The organism is Myceligenerans halotolerans, assembly GCF_054782975.1.
Map to the genome: position 1 here is coordinate 155,129 of NZ_BAAGRL010000006.1, position 20,547 is coordinate 175,675.

General features: G+C 70.0%; 13 protein-coding genes. 9 read left to right on the forward strand and 4 right to left on the reverse strand.

Annotated elements, in window-relative coordinates; all coding sequences use genetic code 11:
- Positions 1 to 46 precede the first annotated feature (46 nt).
- Entirely contained in the window at positions 47 to 460 is a 414-nt protein-coding gene (locus ACYVK5_RS03990) for a DUF5709 domain-containing protein (protein ID WP_460702028.1), read from the reverse strand.
- Positions 461 to 726: 266 nt separating this feature from the next.
- Here ACYVK5_RS03990 and rplM point away from each other — a divergent pair, with 266 nt between their 5' ends.
- The 4 genes from rplM to ACYVK5_RS04010 all read left to right on the forward strand — a co-directional run bounded on the left by rplM (position 727) and on the right by ACYVK5_RS04010 (position 4,127).
- Positions 727 to 1,176: a 50S ribosomal protein L13 gene (gene rplM, locus ACYVK5_RS03995; RefSeq protein WP_192860881.1), complete on the forward strand. Its 450-nt coding sequence runs from the start codon at positions 727 to 729 to the stop codon at positions 1,174 to 1,176.
- Positions 1,177 to 1,219: 43 nt separating this feature from the next.
- Entirely contained in the window at positions 1,220 to 1,705 is a 486-nt protein-coding gene (gene rpsI, locus ACYVK5_RS04000) for a 30S ribosomal protein S9 (RefSeq protein ID WP_207274621.1), read from the forward strand.
- Between the two features lie 214 nt (positions 1,706 to 1,919).
- Positions 1,920 to 3,284 (forward strand): phosphoglucosamine mutase, encoded by a 1,365-nt coding sequence (gene glmM / locus ACYVK5_RS04005; protein ID WP_460702031.1) that lies wholly within the window; start codon positions 1,920 to 1,922, stop codon positions 3,282 to 3,284.
- A 153-nt stretch (positions 3,285 to 3,437) separates the two neighbouring features.
- Positions 3,438 to 4,127, forward strand: coding sequence for a DedA family protein (locus ACYVK5_RS04010; protein WP_460702033.1), 690 nt, complete (start codon positions 3,438 to 3,440; stop codon positions 4,125 to 4,127).
- Between the two features lie 149 nt (positions 4,128 to 4,276).
- On the opposite strand, the gene coaA is transcribed toward ACYVK5_RS04010, so the two are convergent.
- Entirely contained in the window at positions 4,277 to 5,260 is a 984-nt protein-coding gene (coaA, locus tag ACYVK5_RS04015) for a type I pantothenate kinase (protein WP_460702035.1), read from the reverse strand.
- Between the two features lie 123 nt (positions 5,261 to 5,383).
- On the opposite strand from coaA, the gene glmS reads away from it, so the two are divergent.
- Positions 5,384 to 7,306 carry a glutamine--fructose-6-phosphate transaminase (isomerizing) gene (glmS, locus tag ACYVK5_RS04020; protein WP_460702037.1) on the forward strand — a complete coding sequence of 641 codons (1,923 nt, stop codon included), beginning with the start codon at positions 5,384 to 5,386 and terminating at the stop codon, positions 7,304 to 7,306.
- Between the two features lie 57 nt (positions 7,307 to 7,363).
- On the opposite strand, the gene ACYVK5_RS04025 is transcribed toward glmS, so the two are convergent.
- Positions 7,364 to 7,714, reverse strand: a complete 351-nt coding sequence (locus tag ACYVK5_RS04025) for a holo-ACP synthase (RefSeq protein ID WP_460702039.1) — start codon at positions 7,712 to 7,714, stop codon at positions 7,364 to 7,366.
- A complete protein-coding gene (locus ACYVK5_RS04030) occupies positions 7,711 to 8,760 on the reverse strand; it encodes an LLM class F420-dependent oxidoreductase (protein ID WP_460702041.1) in 1,050 nt (349 codons plus the stop codon). Before ACYVK5_RS04030 ends, ACYVK5_RS04025 begins: the two co-directional genes overlap by 4 nt.
- Before the next feature lie 150 nt (positions 8,761 to 8,910).
- Here ACYVK5_RS04030 and ACYVK5_RS04035 point away from each other — a divergent pair, with 150 nt between their 5' ends.
- The 4 genes from ACYVK5_RS04035 to ACYVK5_RS04050 all read left to right on the forward strand — a co-directional run bounded on the left by ACYVK5_RS04035 (position 8,911) and on the right by ACYVK5_RS04050 (position 20,478).
- On the forward strand, positions 8,911 to 10,569 hold the full coding sequence (locus tag ACYVK5_RS04035; protein ID WP_460702043.1) for a bifunctional ADP-dependent NAD(P)H-hydrate dehydratase/NAD(P)H-hydrate epimerase: 1,659 nt from the start codon (positions 8,911 to 8,913) through the stop codon (positions 10,567 to 10,569).
- Between the two features lie 102 nt (positions 10,570 to 10,671).
- On the forward strand, positions 10,672 to 10,992 hold the full coding sequence (locus tag ACYVK5_RS04040) for a hypothetical protein (protein ID WP_460702045.1): 321 nt from the start codon (positions 10,672 to 10,674) through the stop codon (positions 10,990 to 10,992).
- A 276-nt stretch (positions 10,993 to 11,268) separates the two neighbouring features.
- A complete protein-coding gene (locus ACYVK5_RS04045) occupies positions 11,269 to 13,599 on the forward strand; it encodes a LuxR C-terminal-related transcriptional regulator (RefSeq protein WP_460702046.1) in 2,331 nt (776 codons plus the stop codon).
- Positions 13,600 to 14,016: 417 nt separating this feature from the next.
- Positions 14,017 to 20,478 carry a choice-of-anchor G family protein gene (locus tag ACYVK5_RS04050; RefSeq protein WP_460702048.1) on the forward strand — a complete coding sequence of 2,154 codons (6,462 nt, stop codon included), beginning with the start codon at positions 14,017 to 14,019 and terminating at the stop codon, positions 20,476 to 20,478.
- Positions 20,479 to 20,547: the final 69 nt, after the last annotated feature.

A 20,547-nucleotide genomic window follows, 5' to 3' on the forward strand; every position in this document is an offset into this window, starting at 1 on the left:
TGCTGGTTCCTTCACCAGGGCACTCGCGGGCAAGGCGGCGCTGCGGTCAGGGCTCCTCGACCCAGTGGACCGCTGCCTCCTCGGCGCTCGCTCCCGCACCGTCGATGCCGGCGTCGTCGCCGTACAGGTCGTTCTGGCGGTGGCCGTCCGCGCCGGGGTCGGCGTCGTCGTCGGCGACAAGGCGGCCCGAGCGGGAGAGGTCTGGGCGGGTGAGCGGGTCGCGTTCCCAGTTCTCCGGTTCTTCTTCTGCCAGGCGCTGGTCGAGAGGCTCTCCGTGGGACTCCTCCCACGCGGTCTCGCCCCAGTGGTTCTTGCGGGGGTAGTCGGGCGGGGAATAGCCCTCGTCGAGCACGTCCGGGGTACCCCGGTCGAGCAGGGTGTCGGCCTGCTGCAACTGGTCCGTGTCGCCCTCGGCGCCGTACTCCGGGTCCGGCGACGTGGCGGTTGTGTCGCCGCTCATGGATCTACGGTGACACACTCATGGCCGTGAGGCGAGGGGGTGTCGAACGCCACGTGGTCGGTAGGCCCTGCTCGCTTTGACCCTGCTCGGAACGCACGGGTATTCTAGGTCGTCGTTGTGCTATGTCTCCGACGTCCTGCACCGGTAGCGACCCACTCGCACTCCGATGTTTGGCCCGGGCGTCACCATGAGCTCCCGCGCACAATGATCCTGACTCATCGGGCGCCGCTTCTCGCCCGACGACACCGAACAGAAGGTTACGAACCGTGCGTACGTACACCCCCAAGCCCGGCGACGTCCAGCGTGACTGGCACGTCGTCGACGCGACCGACGTCGTCCTGGGCCGACTGGCCTCCCAGGTCGCTACATTGCTGCGCGGGAAGCACAAGCCGACCTTCGCTCCGCACGTCGACGGCGGTGACTTCGTCATCGTCATCAACGCGGAGAAGGTCGCCCTCAGCGGCAACAAGCGCGAGAACAAGATGGCGTACCGCCACTCCGGCTACCCGGGTGGTCTGACCGCTACGCCGTACGGCGAGCTGATCGAGAAGAGCCCGCGCAAGGCCATCGAGAAGGCCGTCCGCGGGATGCTCCCGAAGACCACGCTCGGCCGCGAGCAGATCAAGAAGCTCAAGGTCTATGCGGGCGCCGAGCACCCGCACGCGGCGCAGCAGCCGAAGCCGTTCGAGATCACCCAGGTTTCGCAGCAGGCCTGAGGCCGCTGCCGGATCGCAACGCGAAGGACGCGAGGACTACACAGTGGCTGAGACCACCGTCGACACCGAGCTGGACGAGACCACGCCCAGCACCTACACCAGCGAGACGGTCGCCCCCGCGACGGGCGGCTCGTCCCTCACCGCACCCGGCCAGGCGGTCGGGCGCCGCAAGGAGGCCGTGGCGCGCGTGCGCCTCGTCCCCGGCACCGGCCAGTGGAAGATCAACGGCCGCACCCTTGAGGAGTACTTCCCGAACAAGGTGCACCAGCAGCTGGTCAACGACCCGCTGAAGCTGGTCGAGGTCGAGGGCCGCTTCGATGTGATCGCCCGCATCAACGGCGGCGGCAGCTCCGGCCAGGCCGGTGCGCTGCGCCTGGGCATCGCCCGCGCGCTGAACGCCATCGACGCCGAGTCGAACCGCCCGGCCCTCAAGAAGGCCGGCTTCCTCACGCGCGACGACCGTGCGGTCGAGCGCAAGAAGGCCGGTCTCAAGAAGGCCCGTAAGGCGCCGCAGTACAGCAAGCGCTGACGAAGGGCGCTGCGCAGGGTACGAGCCGAGGTTGTTCGAGGCGCGTGCCCTGCGCGGAACCCGAGGAAGCGCTTCGGACAACGGAGCGCTGACGAGGAGCGCTGCTTCCGGTGGCCCCGCACGGCACTGTCGTGCGGGGCCACTGCGCTTTTCACCTTCTTCGTGTGCCCACTAACCTGGGTCGCACATCTTTCGGCACGGAGGGACACGACACATGGGCAGGCTGTTCGGCACCGACGGCGTGCGAGGGCTCGCCAACCGCGACATCACCGCGGAGCTGGCGCTCTCGCTGGGGAGCGCCGCGGCCCGGGTGCTGACCGCCCAGGGCGAGATCCTGGGCCCCCGTCCGCGGGCGGTCGTCGGGCGGGACCCGCGGGCATCGGGAGAGCTGCTCTCCGGCGCCGTGGCCGCCGGCCTGGCCTCGGCCGGGGTCGACGTGATCGATCTCGGCGTCCTGCCCACCCCGGCCCTGGCCTATCTGGTCAGTGAGCTGGACACGGACCTGGGTGTCATGATCTCGGCGTCGCACAACGCGATGCCGGACAACGGCATCAAGTTCTTCCAGCGGGGCGGGCTCAAGCTGGACGACGCCGTCGAGGACGCCATCGCGGCAGTGCTGGCCGACGAGTGGGTGCGCCCCGTGGGCGCCGGCGTCGGCCGCATCCGCCTCGATCCCGGACTCGCCGCCGCGAAGTACGTCAAGTACCTCACCGAGAGCATCGGGACCACGCTGGAGCACCGCCCCCTCGAGGGGCTGCGGATCGCGCTCGACTGCGCGAACGGGGCGGCCAGCGAGGTGGGTCCCCAGGCGCTGCGCGACGCCGGGGCGGACGTCGTCGTCATCAACGCCAGCCCTGACGGGCGGAACATCAACGAGAAGTGTGGTTCTACGCACCCGGAGCAGCTGCAGGCGGTGGTCGTAGCCTCGGAGGCGGACTTCGGTGTGGCGTTCGACGGCGACGCCGACCGGTGCATCGCCGTCGGCCACACGGGAGAGATCGTCGACGGCGACCAGATCCTGGGCATCCTGGCCTCGGCCCTGAAGGCCGAGGGGCGGCTGCCGGACAGCACGCTGGTCGTGACCGTGATGTCTAACCTCGGGCTGCTCCTCGCGATGCGCGAGGCCGGGATCAGCACCGTGCAGACCGCCGTCGGGGACCGGTACGTGCTCGAGGAGATGCGGGCGAAGGGGTACGGCCTGGGCGGCGAGCAGTCCGGGCACATCATCCTCGCCGACCACGCCACCACCGGCGACGGCGTGCTCACCGCGCTGCACCTGGCGGCGCGCGTCAAGACGGCCGGCCGTCGTCTTGCCGAGCTGGGCTCGGACATCCGGCGGCTCCCGCAGACGCTCGTGAACGTGGAGGGCGTGGACAAGTCGCGTGCGGGGAGTGACGACGGCGTGAAGGCCGCCGTGACCGCGGCGGAACAACGGCTCGGTGACACCGGACGGGTGCTCCTGCGCCCGAGTGGGACCGAACCGGTGGTCCGGGTCATGGTCGAGGCCGCGACGCAGCACCAGGCGGAGACCGAGGCGGAGCACCTGGCCACGGCGGTGCGGGAGAACCTGGCGCTCTGAGTGCGCGTCCCGGAGCCGCGAGAGCGGGCGCGGCCTGACGCCAGAGGGCGCGTCTCGGGGTTGGGTGGGTATCGGTAGGGCCGTGGGTCAGGGCCGCGAATCAGGGACGAACCCTGGTGACAATCAGGGTGCCCGGCTGCTTACTCTTAGCGCGTGCTGGAACCGATCTATGCCTTCCTGGAAGCCCTCGAGCTCTGGGTCCTCGACCTCGCGGCGTCGCCCTGGGTCTATGCCGCCATGTTCGGGTTCGCGACCGTGGACGGCTTCTTCCCGCCGCTGCCGAGCGAGTCCGTGCTCATCACGCTGGCCGTGTCGGCGCACAGCACCGGGGTTCCCTGGTTGCCCCTGGTCCTCGTGATGGGCGCGCTCGGCGCGTGGGCCGGAGACCAGATCGCCTACCAGATCGGTCGCGCGATTGGTACCGAGCGGGTGCCGTTCCTGCGTTCCGAGCGGGGCAGACGGATCGTGGCCCGGGCGGAGCGCGTCCTGGAGCGGCGCGGAGCGTCGTTCATCCTGGCGGCGCGGTACATCCCGATCGGGCGGGTCGCCGTGAACATGACGGCGGGAGCCGTGCACTATCCACGGCGCCGGTTCATGATCATCGCGGCGATCGCCTCGGTGATGTGGTCGCTGTACTCGGCGGGCATCGGGATCCTCGCGGCGGCCTGGCTCGGGCACGAGCCGCTGCTCGCCATCGGTGCCGGCATCGTCTTCGGGGTCACGGCCGGATTCGTCATCGACAAGGTCGTGATGTGGTTCCAGCGCCGCCATCCCGACTACGAACACGACGACGACAGCGTCCTGGACACCGCGGCAGCATCCGGCGAACGCACGGCGGCATAGGCGGCAGCACGGATCGCCCACCCGCTTCGCGTTCGCTCACGAGCTCGCGCGACGCAACCGGTCCCGGGCCGCCGGAATGGTGGCAAAGACCGAGGATGCGACGCAGGAGCGCCCGCCGGGCCGAGCCCGGCGGCTCCGGAAGACACCCGTCAGAGCTTGCGCAGGCGGACCCGCTGGACCTTGTGGTCGGCGCCCTTCGTGAGCACCAGTGTGGCGCGGCCGCGCGTGGGCAGGATGTTCTGCTCCAGGTTCGGCGCGTTGATGGACTCCCAGATGGCCAGGGCACGGGTGACCGCGTCGTCGTCGGACAGGTCGGCGTACTTGCGGAAGTAGGACTCCGGGCGCTGGAAGGCCGTGCGCCGCAGCTGCAGGAACCGGTCGACGTACCACTGGCGGATGTTCCGGGTGCGAGCGTCCACGTAGATGGAGAAGTCGAAGTAGTCGCTGACGGCGACGGTCGACTCGTCGATCGCGGACGGCCGGGCCGGCTGGAGCACGTTCAGGCCCTCGACGATGAGGACGTCGGGTTTGCGGATCACCACCTCCTCACCGGGCACGATGTCGTAGATCGTGTGCGAGTAGCGCGGGGCGCGGACCTCGTCCTGTCCGGCCTTGATCCGCGACAGGAACCGGATCAGGGCCCGCCGGTCGTACGCCTCGGGGAAGCCCTTGCGTTCCATGAGACCGCGCCGCGCCAGCTCGGTGTTCGGGTAGAGGAAGCCGTCCGTGGTGATGAGCTCGACGCGCGGCGTCGAGGGCCAGCGGGCCAGCATCTCGCGCAGGATCCGCGCCGTGGTCGACTTCCCGACGGCGACCGAGCCGGCGACGCCGATGACGTACGGGGTCCGCGGCGGCTGCTCGTGGAGGAACGCCGCCGTGGCCCCGTGCAGGCCGGTCACCGCATTGACGTAGAGGTTGAGCAGACGCGACAGCGGGCGGTAGACGGCGTCGACCTCGTCCAGGTCGATAGGGTCGCCGAGCCCCCGGAGCCGATCGACGTCGTCGTCGGTCAGCGGGAGGGGAGTCGACGCGGAGAGGCGGCTCCAGGCCGCACGATCGAGGTCCACGTACGGCGATGCCGGCGCCAGCGACAGCAGGTGCTCACCGATCGTGGTCGAAGAGTGATGTGCCACTCGCACGATTCTGCACCACCCGCAGGTGTGCTTCGTGCCGCGCCACGATGCGGGTGAAAGGCGGCATTCGATCTTGTAAGGGCGGCGTACTTATGGTAAGAGGGCGCGGGTAGACTCCCGACCATGTGCGGAATCGTCGGATACACGGGCCTGAGCGGCGTCGGCGCGGACCAGCAGGGCGCGCGCGGCTCCGATCAGTCCGATCAGGAGACAGGCGGGTCGGCGACACCCCTGGCCGTCGCGCTCGAGGGGCTGCGGCGGCTGGAGTACCGCGGGTACGACTCGGCGGGTGTGGCGCTCGTGGGTCCCGGTATCGACGGCATCGCCACCGCGAAGAAAGCCGGAAAGCTCGCCAACCTCGTGGAGGAGCTCGATCTGCGTCCGCTCCCGGCGGCGACGTCGGCCATCGGCCACACGCGCTGGGCGACACACGGCGGCCCGACGGACACGAACGCCCACCCGCATCTCGCCGACGGTGACCGGCTCGCCGTGATCCACAACGGGATCATCGAGAACTTCAGCGAACTGCGTGGCGAGCTCGCCGCCGAGGGCGCGGAGTTCCGTTCCGAGACCGACACCGAGGTGGCCGCGCATCTCGTCGCCCGGGAGTACCGCGCGACGGGAGACCTGACGCGTGCCATGGCCGCCGCGGCGCGGCGCCTCCGGGGCACGTTCACCCTGCTTGCCGTGCACGCGGACCATCCCGCGATGGTGGTGGGCGCGCGACACGACTCGCCGCTGGTCGTCGGGCTCGGTGACGGTGAGAACTTCCTGGGGTCGGACGTCGCCGCGTTCATCGCTCACACGAACGAGGCGATGGAGCTCGGCCAGGACCAGGTCGTGACGATCACGCCGTCGTCGGTCGAGGTGACGGACTTCGCCGGGCACCCGGTGGAGGCGAAGCGCTACACGGTGGACTGGGACGCGGCGGCCGCCGAGAAGGGCGGCTTCGACTCCTTCATGGACAAGGAGATCCACGACCAGCCGCACGCCGTCGCCGACACCCTGCTCGGCCGGACCGACGCCGCCGGCAACCTCGTCCTGGACGACCTGCGGATCGACGAGTCGGTGCTGCGCGCCGTGAACAAGATCATCGTGATCGCCTGCGGCACCGCCGCCTACTCCGGCCACGTGGCGAAGTACGCGATCGAGCACTGGTGCCGCATCCCGGTCGAGGTGGAGCTCGCCCACGAGTTCCGGTACCGGGACCCGATCGTGGACGAGAAGACGCTCGTGGTCGCCGTGACCCAGTCCGGCGAGACCATGGACACGCTGATGGCCGTGCGGCACGCGCGCGAGCAGGGCGCCAAGGTCGTCTCGATCGTCAACACGCACGGCTCGACGATCCCGCGCGAGTCCGACGCCGTGCTCTACACGCACGCTGGACCGGAGATCGCCGTCGCCTCCACCAAGGCGTTCCTGGCCCAGATCACCGCCGCGTACCTGCTGGGGCTGTACCTGGCGCAGCTGCGCGGGAACAAGTTCCCCGACGAGATCGCCGCGCTCCTGGACGACCTGCGTGACATGCCGCGCAAGATCCAGACCGTCATCGAGCGCGGCGAGTACGTGCGCGCCACGGCCCGCTCGATGAGTACGAGCGACAAGGTGCTGTTCCTCGGCCGGCACGTCGGCTTCCCGGTCGCGCTGGAGGGTGCGCTCAAGCTCAAGGAGCTGGCCTACATCCACGCCGAGGGCTTCGCGGCCGGCGAACTCAAGCACGGCCCGATCGCGCTGATCGACGAGGGGCAGCCCGTGTTCGTCGTCGTTCCCTCGCCGCGCGGACGGGACTCGCTGCACTCCAAGGTGGTCTCGAACATCCAGGAGATCCGGGCTCGCGGCGCCCGCACCCTCGTCATCGCCGAGGACGGCGACGACGAGGTGCGCAAGTACGCCGACGAGGTCTTCTGGATCCCGAAGGCGCCGACGCTGCTGCAGCCCCTGCTCGCCGTCGTCCCGCTGCAGATCTTCGCGATGGCCCTGGCCACGGCCAAGGGCCTGGACGTGGACCAGCCGCGCAACCTGGCGAAGTCGGTCACGGTGGAGTAGGGGCAGATCGTTCCGGATGCGACGGAACGATCACGTGCCGCCCGAGGCTGCGAGAGGTCACCCCTCGGCGATCACCATCGCCGATGAGATCCCCGCGTCGTGCGAGATCGTCAGGTGCCAGTGCCGCACGCCCAGCTCGTCCGCGCGCGCGGCGACCGTCCCGATGAGCTCGACCTCGGGCGGCCCGCCGACCACGCGATGCACCGTCGCGTCGTGCCAGCGCATGCCGTCCGGGGCGCCGAGCGCCTTCGCGATGGCCTCCTTCGCGGCGAACCGTGCCGCCAGCGACGACGGCGGCAGGTCCCGCTCGGCGGGCGTGAACAGCTTCTCGCGGAGCCGGGGCGTGCGTTCCAGCGTCGCCATGAAACGGTCGACGTCGACGACGTCGATCCCCACCCCGATGATCACTGCAGCTCCGGGATGACCTGCTTCTCGAACAGCTCGATGCCGGACTGGTCGTACGCGGCCTCCAGGAAGTACGTGATCGCGTACGTCATGCCGAGTTCCTCGACCGCGCGCAGCTTCTCCACGATCTGCTCCGGCGTGCCGGACAGGTAGGTCTTCCGCCACTCGTCCATCTCGCGTTCGGCGTGGTCCGGCGCCCACCGGCGCAGGTGCTCCTCGATCCAGGCGAGCCGGTCGGCGACCTCCTTCTCGGTAGCGCCGATCACGACGTTGTAGTTGGCCGAGCGCGTGATCTGGTCGAAGTCGCGGCCCAGGTCCTCGCAGTGCCCCTGGAGCACCGACGACTTGTGCGCGAAGCCCTCCGGATCGCCCGCGAAGTTCGTGTACTGCGCGTGCTGTGCGGCGATGCGCAACGTCTTCTTCTCGCCCCCGCCCGCGATCCACAGGGGGATGCTCGGCACCTCGGCACCGCCGTCGCCCACCGGGAGCTGCTGCAGCGGCTGCGGGTAGCAGCGGGCGCCGTCGACCTGGTACCGCTGGCCGTCGAACGTGCCCGAGGAGCCGGTGCGCCACATGTTCTCCATGATCTGCACGCCCTCGTCCAGCGCGCGCAGCCGCTCGCCCGCCGTCGGGAAGCCATAGCCGTAGGCGCGCCACTCGTGCTCGTACCAGCCGGCGCCGATGCCCATCTCGATGCGCCCGCCGGAGATCACGTCCGCGGTCGAGGCCACCTTCGCGAGATAGGTCGGCTCCCGGTAGGCCATGCACGTGCACATCTGGCCCAGGCGCACCCGCTGCGAGGCCGCCGCGAACGCCGCCATCAGCGTCCATGCCTCGTGCGTCGCCTCCTGCGTGGGCAACGGCACGGTGTGGAAGTGGTCGTAGACCCAGGCCGACTCCCAGGCGAAGCCGCCGCCTGGGACGGCCTCGCCCGCCGCCTGGTTCTCGGCCCGGTGCAGCAGCGACAACATTGTCGACCAGTGGTCCTCGGGGGCGATGCTCACGAGATCGAGCCGCCAGCCCTGCGGAATGAAGAGTCCGAATCGCATGCCCCTGAGCCTAGGAGGTTGCGCGGGCAGGTGTCGCCCCTTGTCCACAGGCGTACTCCTCCTGCTCGCGGGCCCCCGGATCGCCGGTCCGACGACGGCGGGGAACGTTGCCTTACCGAACCGTGACAAAAAGCAGGCATCATAGGGCCCGTGATCGAGGCATGGACGGCAGACGAGATGCGTGCGGCGGAGAAACCGCTGCTCGACGCGGGGGCACCCCTCATGGAACGTGCTGCGTGGGCGCTCGCCCGGACGGCGGTCGCGGACGTCGCCCGACGGCGGTCCGCGGGCGACCCCCCGCGGCTCCGGCTCGCCGGCGCCCTCGGGTCGGACGGCCTGCCGGGACCCGGCCGTGTCCGGCCTCCCCGTCGCGGCGGCCCCGCCCGGAACGCCGCGCACGGCGCGCGGGCGGTGCTGCTCGTCGGCGCCGGGAACAACGGCGGCGACGCCCTCTTCGCCGGTGCCCACCTGGCGCGGTCCGGCATCCGGGTCACCGCGTTCCTCGTGGCCGGCACGGTGCACGACGAGGGCCTCGCGGCGCTCGAGGCTGCCGGTGCCGAGGTGATCACCCGGTCCGAGCTGCGCGTCCCGGTCGTCGTCGAACGGGCCGAGGCGGCGGACGTCGTCCTCGACGGACTCGTCGGTGTCGGGTCGCGTGGCGCGCTCCGCCCGCCCTCCGGCGGGATCGTCCGGGCGCTCGTGGAGTCGCGGACGACGGCCGAGGCGGCCGGAACCCCGTGGCCCTGGGTGGTCGCCGTCGACGTACCAAGCGGCATCGGGGTCGACGACGGCTCCGTGCCGGGCCCTGTGCTCCCGGCCGACCGGACCGTGACGTTCGGCGCCCACAAGCCCGGCCTCCTCCTCCCGCCGGCCGCCCACCTCGCCGGCGCCGTGGAGGTGGCCGACGTCGGGATCGGGGCGGCACAGGGGCCGCAGGTCCCGGGCACGCTGCGGATGGAGGACGCCGACGTCGCCGACGTGCTGCGCGTTCCCGGCGTGCGTGATCACAAGTACACACGTGGTGTCGTGGGCGTCGTGGCCGGGACCGAGAAGTACCCTGGCGCCGGGGTCCTCGTGACCGCGGGAGCGGTCCGCGCGGGTGCGGGCATGGTGCGTGCGCTCGGCCCGACGGCGGTGACCGACCGGATCCTGACCCGGCACCCCGAGGTCGTCACCGCGGGCGGGCGGGTGCAGTCCTGGGTGCTCGGCCCGGGCATCCCCTCCGACGGTTCCGACGCCGGGCAGGACCGGCGCGTCTACGGCGCGCTGGCGGCCGTGACCGGGGTGCTCGACGCGGAGGTCACCGGCGGCGTCGTCCCCGCGGTCATCGACGCCGGTGCCATGGCGATGCTGGAGCACCGGCTCCCGGAGATCGCGGTTCTCACCCCGCACGCCCGGGAGCTGGCGGAACTGATGCGCGGGCTCGGTCACGAGGTGGACCGGGCGGATGTCGAGGCCGAGCCGGTGCGGTGGGCGCGTGCGGCGCAACGTGCGACGGGCGCGACGGTGCTGCTGAAGGGGGCCGTCACGGTGGTGGTCGGTTCGGGCGCGACGTTCACGCAGGCCGAGGCGCCCGCATGGACCGCCACGGCAGGTGCCGGCGACGTCCTGGCCGGCCTGCTGGGCGCCCTGCTCGCCTCCCGGGCGGACGATGTGCTCGCCGATCCCGCGCTGACGAGCCGGGTCGCCGCGGCCGCCGTCGTGCTGCACGGGCGGGCCGCGGCCCTGGCCAGCGGCGGCGGTCCGGTGTCGGCGTCGGCCCTGGCGGATGCCGTGCCGCGCGTGATCGCCGACGTCCTGGCGGGCTGAGCGGGGGCGAGCCGGAACCGCGGGGCCGGGCGGCTCCTGGGAGTCGGCTCAGGAATTTCCCAAAGTGGTGTGACATCTCCGGCGTTCTCGCGTCTGGGGTGCATGAGCATCGATGCGGAGTTCCGGTTCCACGAGGTCATCGACAGTTTCGCCCGCCTGGACAGCCTGGCTCTGAGGATCCAGCAGGAAGCGGTCGAGGTGGTGCCCGGGAGCGAGGATGCAGAGCCGATACGGATCGACGGGCTGACCGTCAATGTGACGCTGAGCGACGAGGGCGCCGCCAAGCGGCTGGCCCTGCGGCACCGTCTCGTCCCGGGGCCGCCGTCGCCGTTGGCATTGAGTCGGACGTGGTGCGGCTGGCTGCCCGACGCGTCGTACCTGGTGCCCGTCTCGGTGCGGTTGACGCTCGTGTCGGGCGGGTAAGGGGAGCTCGGCACGGGCTGGTGTCCGCCGAGCACAATTCCGGCAAGCATCCATTAATCCCACCTGCACCACTTGCATACACCAAGCAAGATCGCATTTTCGTCATACACTCGCATCGCACCCCCAGGAAAAGTAACCGCTGCCACAAAAAGGGGGTGGGTGCGCGTGAGGACACGGACAGTATCGCCTCGAGTGCTCGATGGTGAGCCTCGACAAGTCGTCGGCATGGCTATGGAGAATGTGCGCGAATACACGCTTCACGGACGAGACCGGGAAATGCGGACGATCGCCGGGGTTGCCTCGGAGATCGACCCCCGGACATTGCTGGTTGTCGGACCGAGCGGTTCCGGAAAGACCGCGACGGTCATGCACGCGCTGCGCGGACTGGGCCCTGACGTCCCGGTGCTTCGCGTGCAGAGGATCTGGTCGCGCCGGCCCCACGCACGATTCCTCGGGGACACGGAACGCTCCGACCTCACGGTCGTCCCGTCCGACGCGGACCGGGACGCCGCGACCGGATTCTTCGAGAGCGTCATCGAGAACCTCGGCGGAACGATCCCTCGTGTCGTGTTCGTCGACGACGCCGGCGTGCTGACCGAGGAGCGGCTCTCCTGGCTGCAGCACCTGGCCGACGAGGCGTTCGCACTGGACTGCCGGCTCATCGTCGCCGCCGAGGAACTCACACCCGGCGCGCTGCCGGACGAGCTCGACGTCCTCCGCCTCGGTCCCCTCGCGGCGCCGGCGCTACGCCACTTCCTCACCGACGCGCTCGGCCTGGCGATCGCGGCGGACGTCGTCGAGCGGATCACCTGGTGGAGCGCCGGAAATCCCCGGCTCGCCCTCGAACTGGCCCAGGACCTCTCCGTCGCGCAGCTGCGCGGCGGGGCGCTCTGGCACGGTCCCGACACAGCCGGTTCCGCGGCCCAGCGGACCTACCGCCATCTCCTCGAGAAGATCGACGAACCCGGGGCGGACCTGCTTGCGTCCTTCGTGCTGCGCCAGACCGGATCGAGCCTCGGTGAGGAGCCGTGGGACGGCGCGGCCGGACTCGGCGACGACCCGTCCCTGGGCAAACTCGCCGACCTGGGTCTCGCCGAACTGCGCGGCGGAACGTGGTTCCTCCGACATCCGCTGGTCGCGGTGCTCTGCGCCGAGCGGAGCGGGGCCGAGCGCCCGGCCGCACCGACGACGGAACGCAAGAGCGAGTCGATGCTCCGCGGCCTGCACATGCAGGAACTCAACCCGGTGCTGCGAGCCGGCCCGTTGTCCGTGGAGTGTCCGAAGAACCGCGCCCTGGCCTTCACCGTGTCGGTGCTGACCGGGCAGACGTGGGGCATTCCGCGCACGGGCACGACGAGGGCGGTCGACTGCCGTGAGTGGGCCGACCACGTGTGGTGGCGGGCCTCCGCCGGGCACGACGAGCCCGACCGTGCGGCGGGAGCGCGCCTCGCCGCCGCCGCGCTCGCCGTCGAGGCCGAGGGCGCCGTGCACGACCCGGACCAGCTTCGCGCCGACCTGGACACGGTCGGTGACACGTCCGGCCAGCACTGGCTGGGCCTGCACCTGCAGACGCGGATGCGGCTCATGCTCGGCGACGTGTCCGGAGCCCGCGCGCTCGTGGCGGCGCACGTGGACGACGACGTCCGGGGGGCCGCCGAGCAGGTGGCGCGGAGCCTCAGCGGGGCGATGGTCGCAGCGGTCGAGGGACAGTTCCACGACGTGCGCCGCCACCTCGACGCCGTGCGCCGGTTGCGCCCCGGGTGCGACGGATGGCTCGTGCTGCGCGGACTGACCGCGCTCGCCGACGCCGCCATCGACGGCCGGGTGCCGGACGCGGGCGTCCCCGAAACCCTCGGGAACTGGTCACCGCGCGCGGCGGCGGAGTTCGCGGCCGACGTCGGAGCCGCCCACCTGCTGCTGGGGCGCGCGCGGGAGGCGGTGTCTCTGCTGGCCGTGTCCGCCGAGCAGTGCCGGTGGCCCTACCAGTGCCCGGTGATGGTCCGGGCCGACCTGGTGGACGCGGCGGTGTCCGCGGGCGACGTCCAGGCACTTCCCGCCGCCGCCGGAGGCGCCGTCGTCAGCGAGTGCGGCACTCTGTCCGCGGACCTGCGCGCCGCCGCGGCGCGCGGCGCCGCGCTGCTCGCGGACGGGGACCATGCCCTGGGCGCCTTCGACGACGCGGTTCGCGCCTCGACGCCCCCGGCCTCGATCCGCCAGCACGTGCGGACGCTCGTCGCCTACGGCCGCTTCCGCGCGGCCCGGGGAGACGCCGGCGTCGCCGTGGCGGCGTTCGACCGCGGCCGGACGCTCGCGCAGCTGGCCGGGCTGGCCGGGTGGACGCGGGGCATCGACACGGCGCAGACCGCGTCGGGAGGCGCCGTGGCGAGCAACCGGTGGGAGGGGCTGCGCCGGGACGAGCGGACCATGGTGCGGCTCGCTCTGAAAGGTGCCACGAACTCGAAGATCGCGGAATCGGTGTTCGTCTCGGAGCGGACCGTCGTGAACCGCCTGCGGCAGGTCTACCACCGCCTGGGTATCCGTGACCGCAGGGACCTCATCCGCCTGGCGGAGGAATGCCCACCACGGTGGGCGGCCGCCGAGGCATAGGGTTCCGGCCCGGACCGCCCCCCGGGGGCGGTCCGGGTTTGCCGCGTCATATGAGGGGTGAAATTGTCTTCAGTGGCGGTTTCACTCTTTCCATGATGACGGGGAAAGATCGGGCTATTTCGTAATAGCGCTACCTGTATGGCCCGAGTGCGCCATGTTGCGCTCGCCTGCGCTGGGGCATATCTGATGACAGGGCATGCATTTCCCCTCGATCTTGTGTTCGCTGAACGTGGGACTCGTGTGTGCTTTTTCGTGGTCCCGTCGTTATTCCGACGCCGCCCAGACGGCGCAACCTGTGAGGAGTGAGTTCCTTTGAGGCGAACACAGTTGTCTTCACGACGACACCGATTGCGAGGCCGCGCCAAATGGCAGCGGCCGGTCGCAATCGGTGCCGGCGCCGCACTCTGCGTTGCCGGATTGAGCGTCCCCGCACAGGCGGTGCTCGACACCTATCCTGACGACCCTGCGGAGGCAGGGGCGAGCGTGCTGATGTCGGAGCTCATGGAGACTGAGCTCCTCGGCGCTGCCACGTCGGTGGCCGGCTGGGACACCGACCCGGGCCCCAACACCGAGAACCTGGACGTCGACCTGCTCGGGGGGCAGCTGCTGTCGCTGGGCGACGTCGCGATCCCCGTCGACGAGTTCATGGATCTCGGACAGCTCGGGGCACTCGCCAGCACGAGCGAGGCCACCTCGCCGCTCGACGGTCGTGCCGCCTCCGGCGTGATCGGCCCCGACGGCGGCGTGACGATCGACGGGACGGACGAGGGAGACTGGGGAACGACAACCCTGGACCTGCTTGCCCTCGCGGACACTGCCGGTGTGAGCGGGATCACGGACCTGGCAGTCGACCAGCTCGACCTCCAGCTCGGTGCACTGGGCTCCGAGGTGATCGCCGAGGACGGCGAGTTCCTCGACCCGGACGGCGGCGTGACCGGACCCGGGCAGTACATTCTGGGCGACGCGTCGCTGCTGATGCACTCGCCGCTGATCGAGGACGCCGCCGGCCAGATCTTCGACCTGGGCGGTCAGATCGACACGACGGTCGAGGACCTGGTCAATCAGGTATTCGACGTCGCCGACCTCGTCAGTGCGCTGAATGTTCCGGGCCTTCCGGCCCCGGAGTGCTCGGTCGACTCGAACATGCAGGGGACGATCGTCAATGCCGTGGTGGGGGAGCCGCTCACGTCGGCGAACCAGCTCGTCACGATCGACTTCTCCACGGGCACGGCGGAGATCCACCTGGAGCACCTGGTCGAGGGCAATGACCCGTGGGGCGGTGGCGACGATGCAGGGATGAACGGTCTAGCGCCGAACTACGAGGTCATTGACGATCAGACGTATCCGCAGATCGCCGAGGGCGTGCACGAGCTGATGGAGGAAGCCATTCAGATCATGGCGACCGCCATCGAGGAATCGCTGAGCGCCGTCACGATCAGCTGCAACTGGTTCCAGGAAGGTCCGCTCCCCGGCGACGTCGTCGACGTGACGTGGACGGTCAACCTGGCCGACGCGGCCAGCGGGGACTTCCCGCCGGTCGAGACGAACTGCTCGGGCGTGACGGCGACGCTTCTCTGCCAGACGCTGGCCACCACGATCAACACCGGTGGTGCGCTGCTGACTCCCATATTCGCGGCCGTGTACGACTTCCTCATCAGTGATGAGGGCGCCCAGGTGTTCGAGTTGTTGATCACCGACATCAAGACGGGCCTGGTCACGGAGACCATCGGGACCGCGCTGTCGCCGGTGTTCGACGTGATCACGCAGTTCATCTCGCTGCAGATCAACCACCAGGAGACGGCGACCTGTACCACTGACACGGGCGAGGACGCGCTTGCGTCGCTCGAGGTCTCGGCACTCTGGCTGGGTCTGATGCAGGGTGAGCTGGGCAGCATCGGGCTGGGTAACTCCGGTGTCCGTATCGACGCCTGCGGGCTGGACGCCATCGAGCCGGTCATCACGGCCGACCCGACAGAGTTCCCGGCCGGGGAGTGCACGGAGGTCTCGGGTGAGGGCTACACGCCGAACTCGACGGTGACCGTGCAGCTGACCGACGCCGACGGCAACCCGGTGGGTGACCCCATCACGGCCGACACGGACGAGAACGGCGAGTTCACCATCGAACTCTGCTCGACTCCGGACACGCCGCCGGGCGACTACACGATCATCGGCACGGACGACGAGACCGGGACCCCGGCCGAGACTCCTGTCGTGATCACGCCCGCGCCGATTGACCCGACGCTGACGGTCGACCCGACCGAGGTTGCTCCGGGTGAGTGCACGGTCGTGTCGGGTGAGGGTTACACGCCGAACTCGACGGTGACGGTGCAGCTGACGGATGCCGACGGTAACCCGGTGGGTGACCCGATCTCGGCCGACACGGACGAGAACGGTGCGTTCTCGGTGGACCTGTGTGTTCCGGAGGACGCGGAGCCGGGTGACTACACGGTGATCGGTACGGACGATACGACGGACACCCCGGCGGAGGCCCCGCTGACGGTGACGCCGGTCGACGAGATCGACCCGACGTTGTCGGTCGACCCGACCGAGGTTGCTCCGGGTGAGTGCACGGTGGTGTCGGGTGAGGGTTACACGCCGAACTCGACGGTGACGGTGCAGCTGACGGATGCCGATGGTAACCCCGTGGGTGACCCGATCGAGGATGTTCCGACGGACGAGAACGGTGCGTTCTCGGTGGATCTGTGTGTTCCGGAGGATGCGGAGCCGGGTGACTACACGGTGGTCGGTACGGACGATACGACGGACACCCCGGCGGAGGCCCCGCTGACGGTGACGCCGGTCGACGAGATCGACCCGACGTTGTCGGTCGACCCGACCGAGGTTGCTCCGGGTGAGTGCACGGTGGTGTCGGGTGAGGGTTACACGCCGAACTCGACGGTGACGGTGCAGCTGACGGATGCCGATGGTAACCCCGTGGGTGACCCGATCTCGGCCGACACGGACGAGAACGGTGCGTTCTCGGTGGATCTGTGTGTTCCGGAGGATGCGGAGCCGGGTGACTACACGGTGGTCGGTACGGACGATACGACGGATACCCCGGCGGAGGCTCCGCTGACGGTGACGCCGGTCGACGGTATCGATCCGACGTTGTCGGTGGATCCGTCTGAGGTTGCTCCGGGTGAGTCGACTGACGTGACCGGTGAGGGCTACACGCCTGACTCGACGGTGACGGTGCAGCTGGTCGACTCCGATGGCAACCCGGTGGGTGACCCGATCGAGGATGTTCCGACGGACGAGAACGGTGAGTTCACCACGCCGCTCATGGTTCCGGAGGACGCCGAGCCGGGTGACTACACGGTGGTCGGTACGGATGACGAGACCGGTACGCCGGCCGAGGCTCCGCTGACCGTGACCCCTGCGGACGGTATCGACCCGACGTTGTCGGTCGACCCGACCGAGGTTGCTCCGGGTGAGTGCACGGTGGTCAGCGGTGAGGGCTACACGCCCGACAGCACCGTGACCGTGCAGCTGGTCGACGCCGATGGCAACCCGGTGGGTGACCCGATCTCGGCCGACACGGACGAGAACGGTGCGTTCTCCGTGGACCTGTGTGTCCCGGAGGACGCCGAGCCGGGCAACTACACGGTGGTCGGTACGGACGACACGACGGACACCCCGGCGGAGGCCCCGCTGACGGTGACCGATGGTGACGGCGACGGTCCGTCCATCTCGGTCGACCCGACCGAGGTCGAGCCGGGCGAGTGCACGGTGGTGTCGGGTGAGGGCTACACGCCGAACTCGACGGTGACGGTGCAGCTGACGGACGCCGACGGTAACCCCGTGGGTGACCCGATCTCGGCCGACACGGACGAGAACGGTGCGTTCTCCGTGGATCTGTGTGTTCCGGAGGACGCGGAGCCGGGTGACTACACGGTGATCGGTACGGACGACGAGACCGACGAGTCGGCCGAGACCCCGCTGACCGTGAACCCGGTCGACGGGATCGCCCCGACGATCGTCGCTGACCCCGACACGGTCGCTCCGGGGGACACCACGGACATCATCGGTGACGGGTACACGCCCGACAACACCGTGACGATCCAGCTCGTCGACCCCGACGGCAACCCCGTCGGCGACCCGGTGACCACCACCACGGACGAGACGGGCAGCTTCGTGCTCCCCGCCGTGATCATGGAGGAGACCGAGCCCGGCGAGTACACCATCATCGGCACGGACGACGAGACCGGTACGCCGGCCGAGACTCCGCTGACGGTGATTCCGGTGGACGGTATCGATCCGACGTTGTCGGTGGATCCGTCTGAGGTTGCTCCGGGTGAGTCGACTGACGTGACCGGTGAGGGCTACACGCCTGACAGCACCGTGACCGTGCAGCTGGTCGACTCCGACGGTAACCCGGTGGGTGACCCGATCGAGGATGTTCCGACGGACGAGAACGGCATGTTCACCACGCCGCTGACCGTTCCGGAGGATGCCGAGCCGGGTGACTACACGGTGGTCGGTACGGACGACACGACGGACACTCCGGCGGAGGCCCCGCTGACGGTGACCGACGGTGACGGTGGTCCGGGTGAGATCGACCCGACGCTGTCGGTGGATCCGTCCGAGGTTGCTCCGGGTGAGTCGACTGACGTGACCGGTGAGGGCTACACGCCTGACAGCACCGTGACCGTGCAGCTGGTCGATGCCGATGGCAACCCGGTGGGTGACCCGATCGAGGATGTTCCGACGGACGAGAACGGTGAGTTCACCACGCCGCTCATGGTTCCGGAGGACGCCGAGCTCGGCGACTACATGGTGATTGGCACCGACGACACCACGGACACCCCGGCGGAGGCCCCGCTGACGGTGACCGACGGTGACGGTGGTCCGGGTGAGATCGACCCGACTCTGACGGTGGACCCGACCGAGGTTGACCCGGGTGAGTGCACGGAGGTGTCCGGTGAGGGCTACACGCCTGACAGCACCGTGACCGTTCAGCTGGTCGACGCGGACGGTAACCCCGTCGGCGACCCGATCACGGCCGAGACCGACGAGACCGGTGCGTTCACCGTGGACCTGTGTGTCCCGGAGGACGCCGAGCCGGGCGACTACACGGTGATCGGTACGGACGACGAGACCGACGAGTCGGCGGAGGCTCCGCTGACGGTGACCGACGGTGACGGCGGCCCGGGTGAGATCGACCCGACGCTGTCGGTCGACCCGTCCGAGGTTGCTCCGGGTGAGTCGACTGACGTGACCGGTGAGGGCTACACGCCTGACAGCACCGTGACCGTGCAGCTGGTCGACTCCGATGGCAACCCGGTGGGTGACCCGATCGAGGATGTTCCGACGGACGAGAACGGTGAGTTCACCACGCCGCTCATGGTTCCGGAGGACGCCGAGCCGGGTGACTACACGGTGGTTGGTACGGACGACACGACGGACACCCCGGCGGAGGCCCCGCTGACGGTGACCGATGGTGACGGCGACGGTCCGTCCATCTCGGTCGACCCGACCGAGGTCGAGCCGGGCGAGTGCACGGTGGTGTCGGGTGAGGGCTACACGCCGAACTCGACGGTGACGGTGCAGCTGACGGACGCCGACGGTAACCCCGTGGGTGACCCGATCTCGGCCGACACGGACGAGAACGGTGCGTTCTCGGTGGACCTGTGTGTCCCGGAGGACGCCGAGCCGGGCGACTACACGGTGATCGGCACGGACGACGAGACCGACGAGTCCGCCGAGACCCCGCTGACCGTGAACCCCGCGGACGGTATCGACCCGACGCTGTCGGTCGACCCGTCCGAGGTCTACGCGGGTGAGACCACTGACGTGACCGGTGAGGGCTACACGCCCGACAGCACCGTGACCGTGCAGCTCGTTGACCCCGACGGCAACCCTGTGGGCGACCCGATCGAGGATGTTCCGACGGACGAGAACGGCATGTTCACCATGCCGCTCATGGTTCCGGAGGACGCCGAGCCGGGCGACTACATGGTGATCGGTACCGACGACACCACGGGTACCCCGGCGGAAGCTCCGCTGACGGTGAGCGACGATGACGGCGGCCCCGGCGGCGAGTGCTCCAACCCGGCCCTGTTCGCCACGACCGAGGTCGTGACGGTCGGTGACGACGTGCTCGTCACCGGGATGGGCTTCGAGGCCGGCGCCGAGGTCGAGGTGCAGCTCTACGGTCCGGACGGTGAGCCCCTGGGCGACCCGGTCATGGTCACGGTGAACGAGCAGTGCGGGTTCCAGGTGATCATCACGGTGCCGGAGGGCTCGGACCCGGGTCTGCACGAGATCATCGCCACGCCGGAGGACGGCGGCGACGGTGCCTCGGTGCCGATCGCGGTCTGCGGTCCGGAGGGTGTCGCCCGTGCGCTGGACGCGTGGTTCGAGCACGGCACGGTCGAGCCGGGTGACAGCCAGACGTTCTACGCCTCGGGTTTCCACCCGGGTGAGGTCGTCGTCGGGCTGATCCACTCGTCGCCGGTCGCCCTCATGGGCACGGCGGCGGACGCGGACGGCGTCGTCAGCTGGACCTTCACGGTCCCGGCCGACTTCACCGCCGGCCCGCACGTGGGCATCGCAACCAGCACCGTTCACGGTGACCACGCCATCGCCGGCTTCGACGTCGTCGTCCACGACGGCAACGGCAACGGAGATGGCGACGGGAACGGCGACGGCGATTGCAAGTGCAACGGTGGCGACGGTGACGGGGACGGCAACGGCTCCGGTGACGGCGACAACGGGCACGGCCACCACAACGGCCACGGCAAGTCCGGCAACGGCAACGGCGGGGGTCAGCTCGCCGCGACCGGTTCGGACGCGTCGATGCTCGCGGTGATGTCGTTCCTGCTGCTCGCAGCGGGTGCGATCCTGATCCGTCGTCGGCAGGTGATGAACCTCCGATGACGAACCGTCCGGATCGCCGGCCGCTCGCCGGCCGGCGATCCGGACCACCATGACAGCGAGACCGGCCCG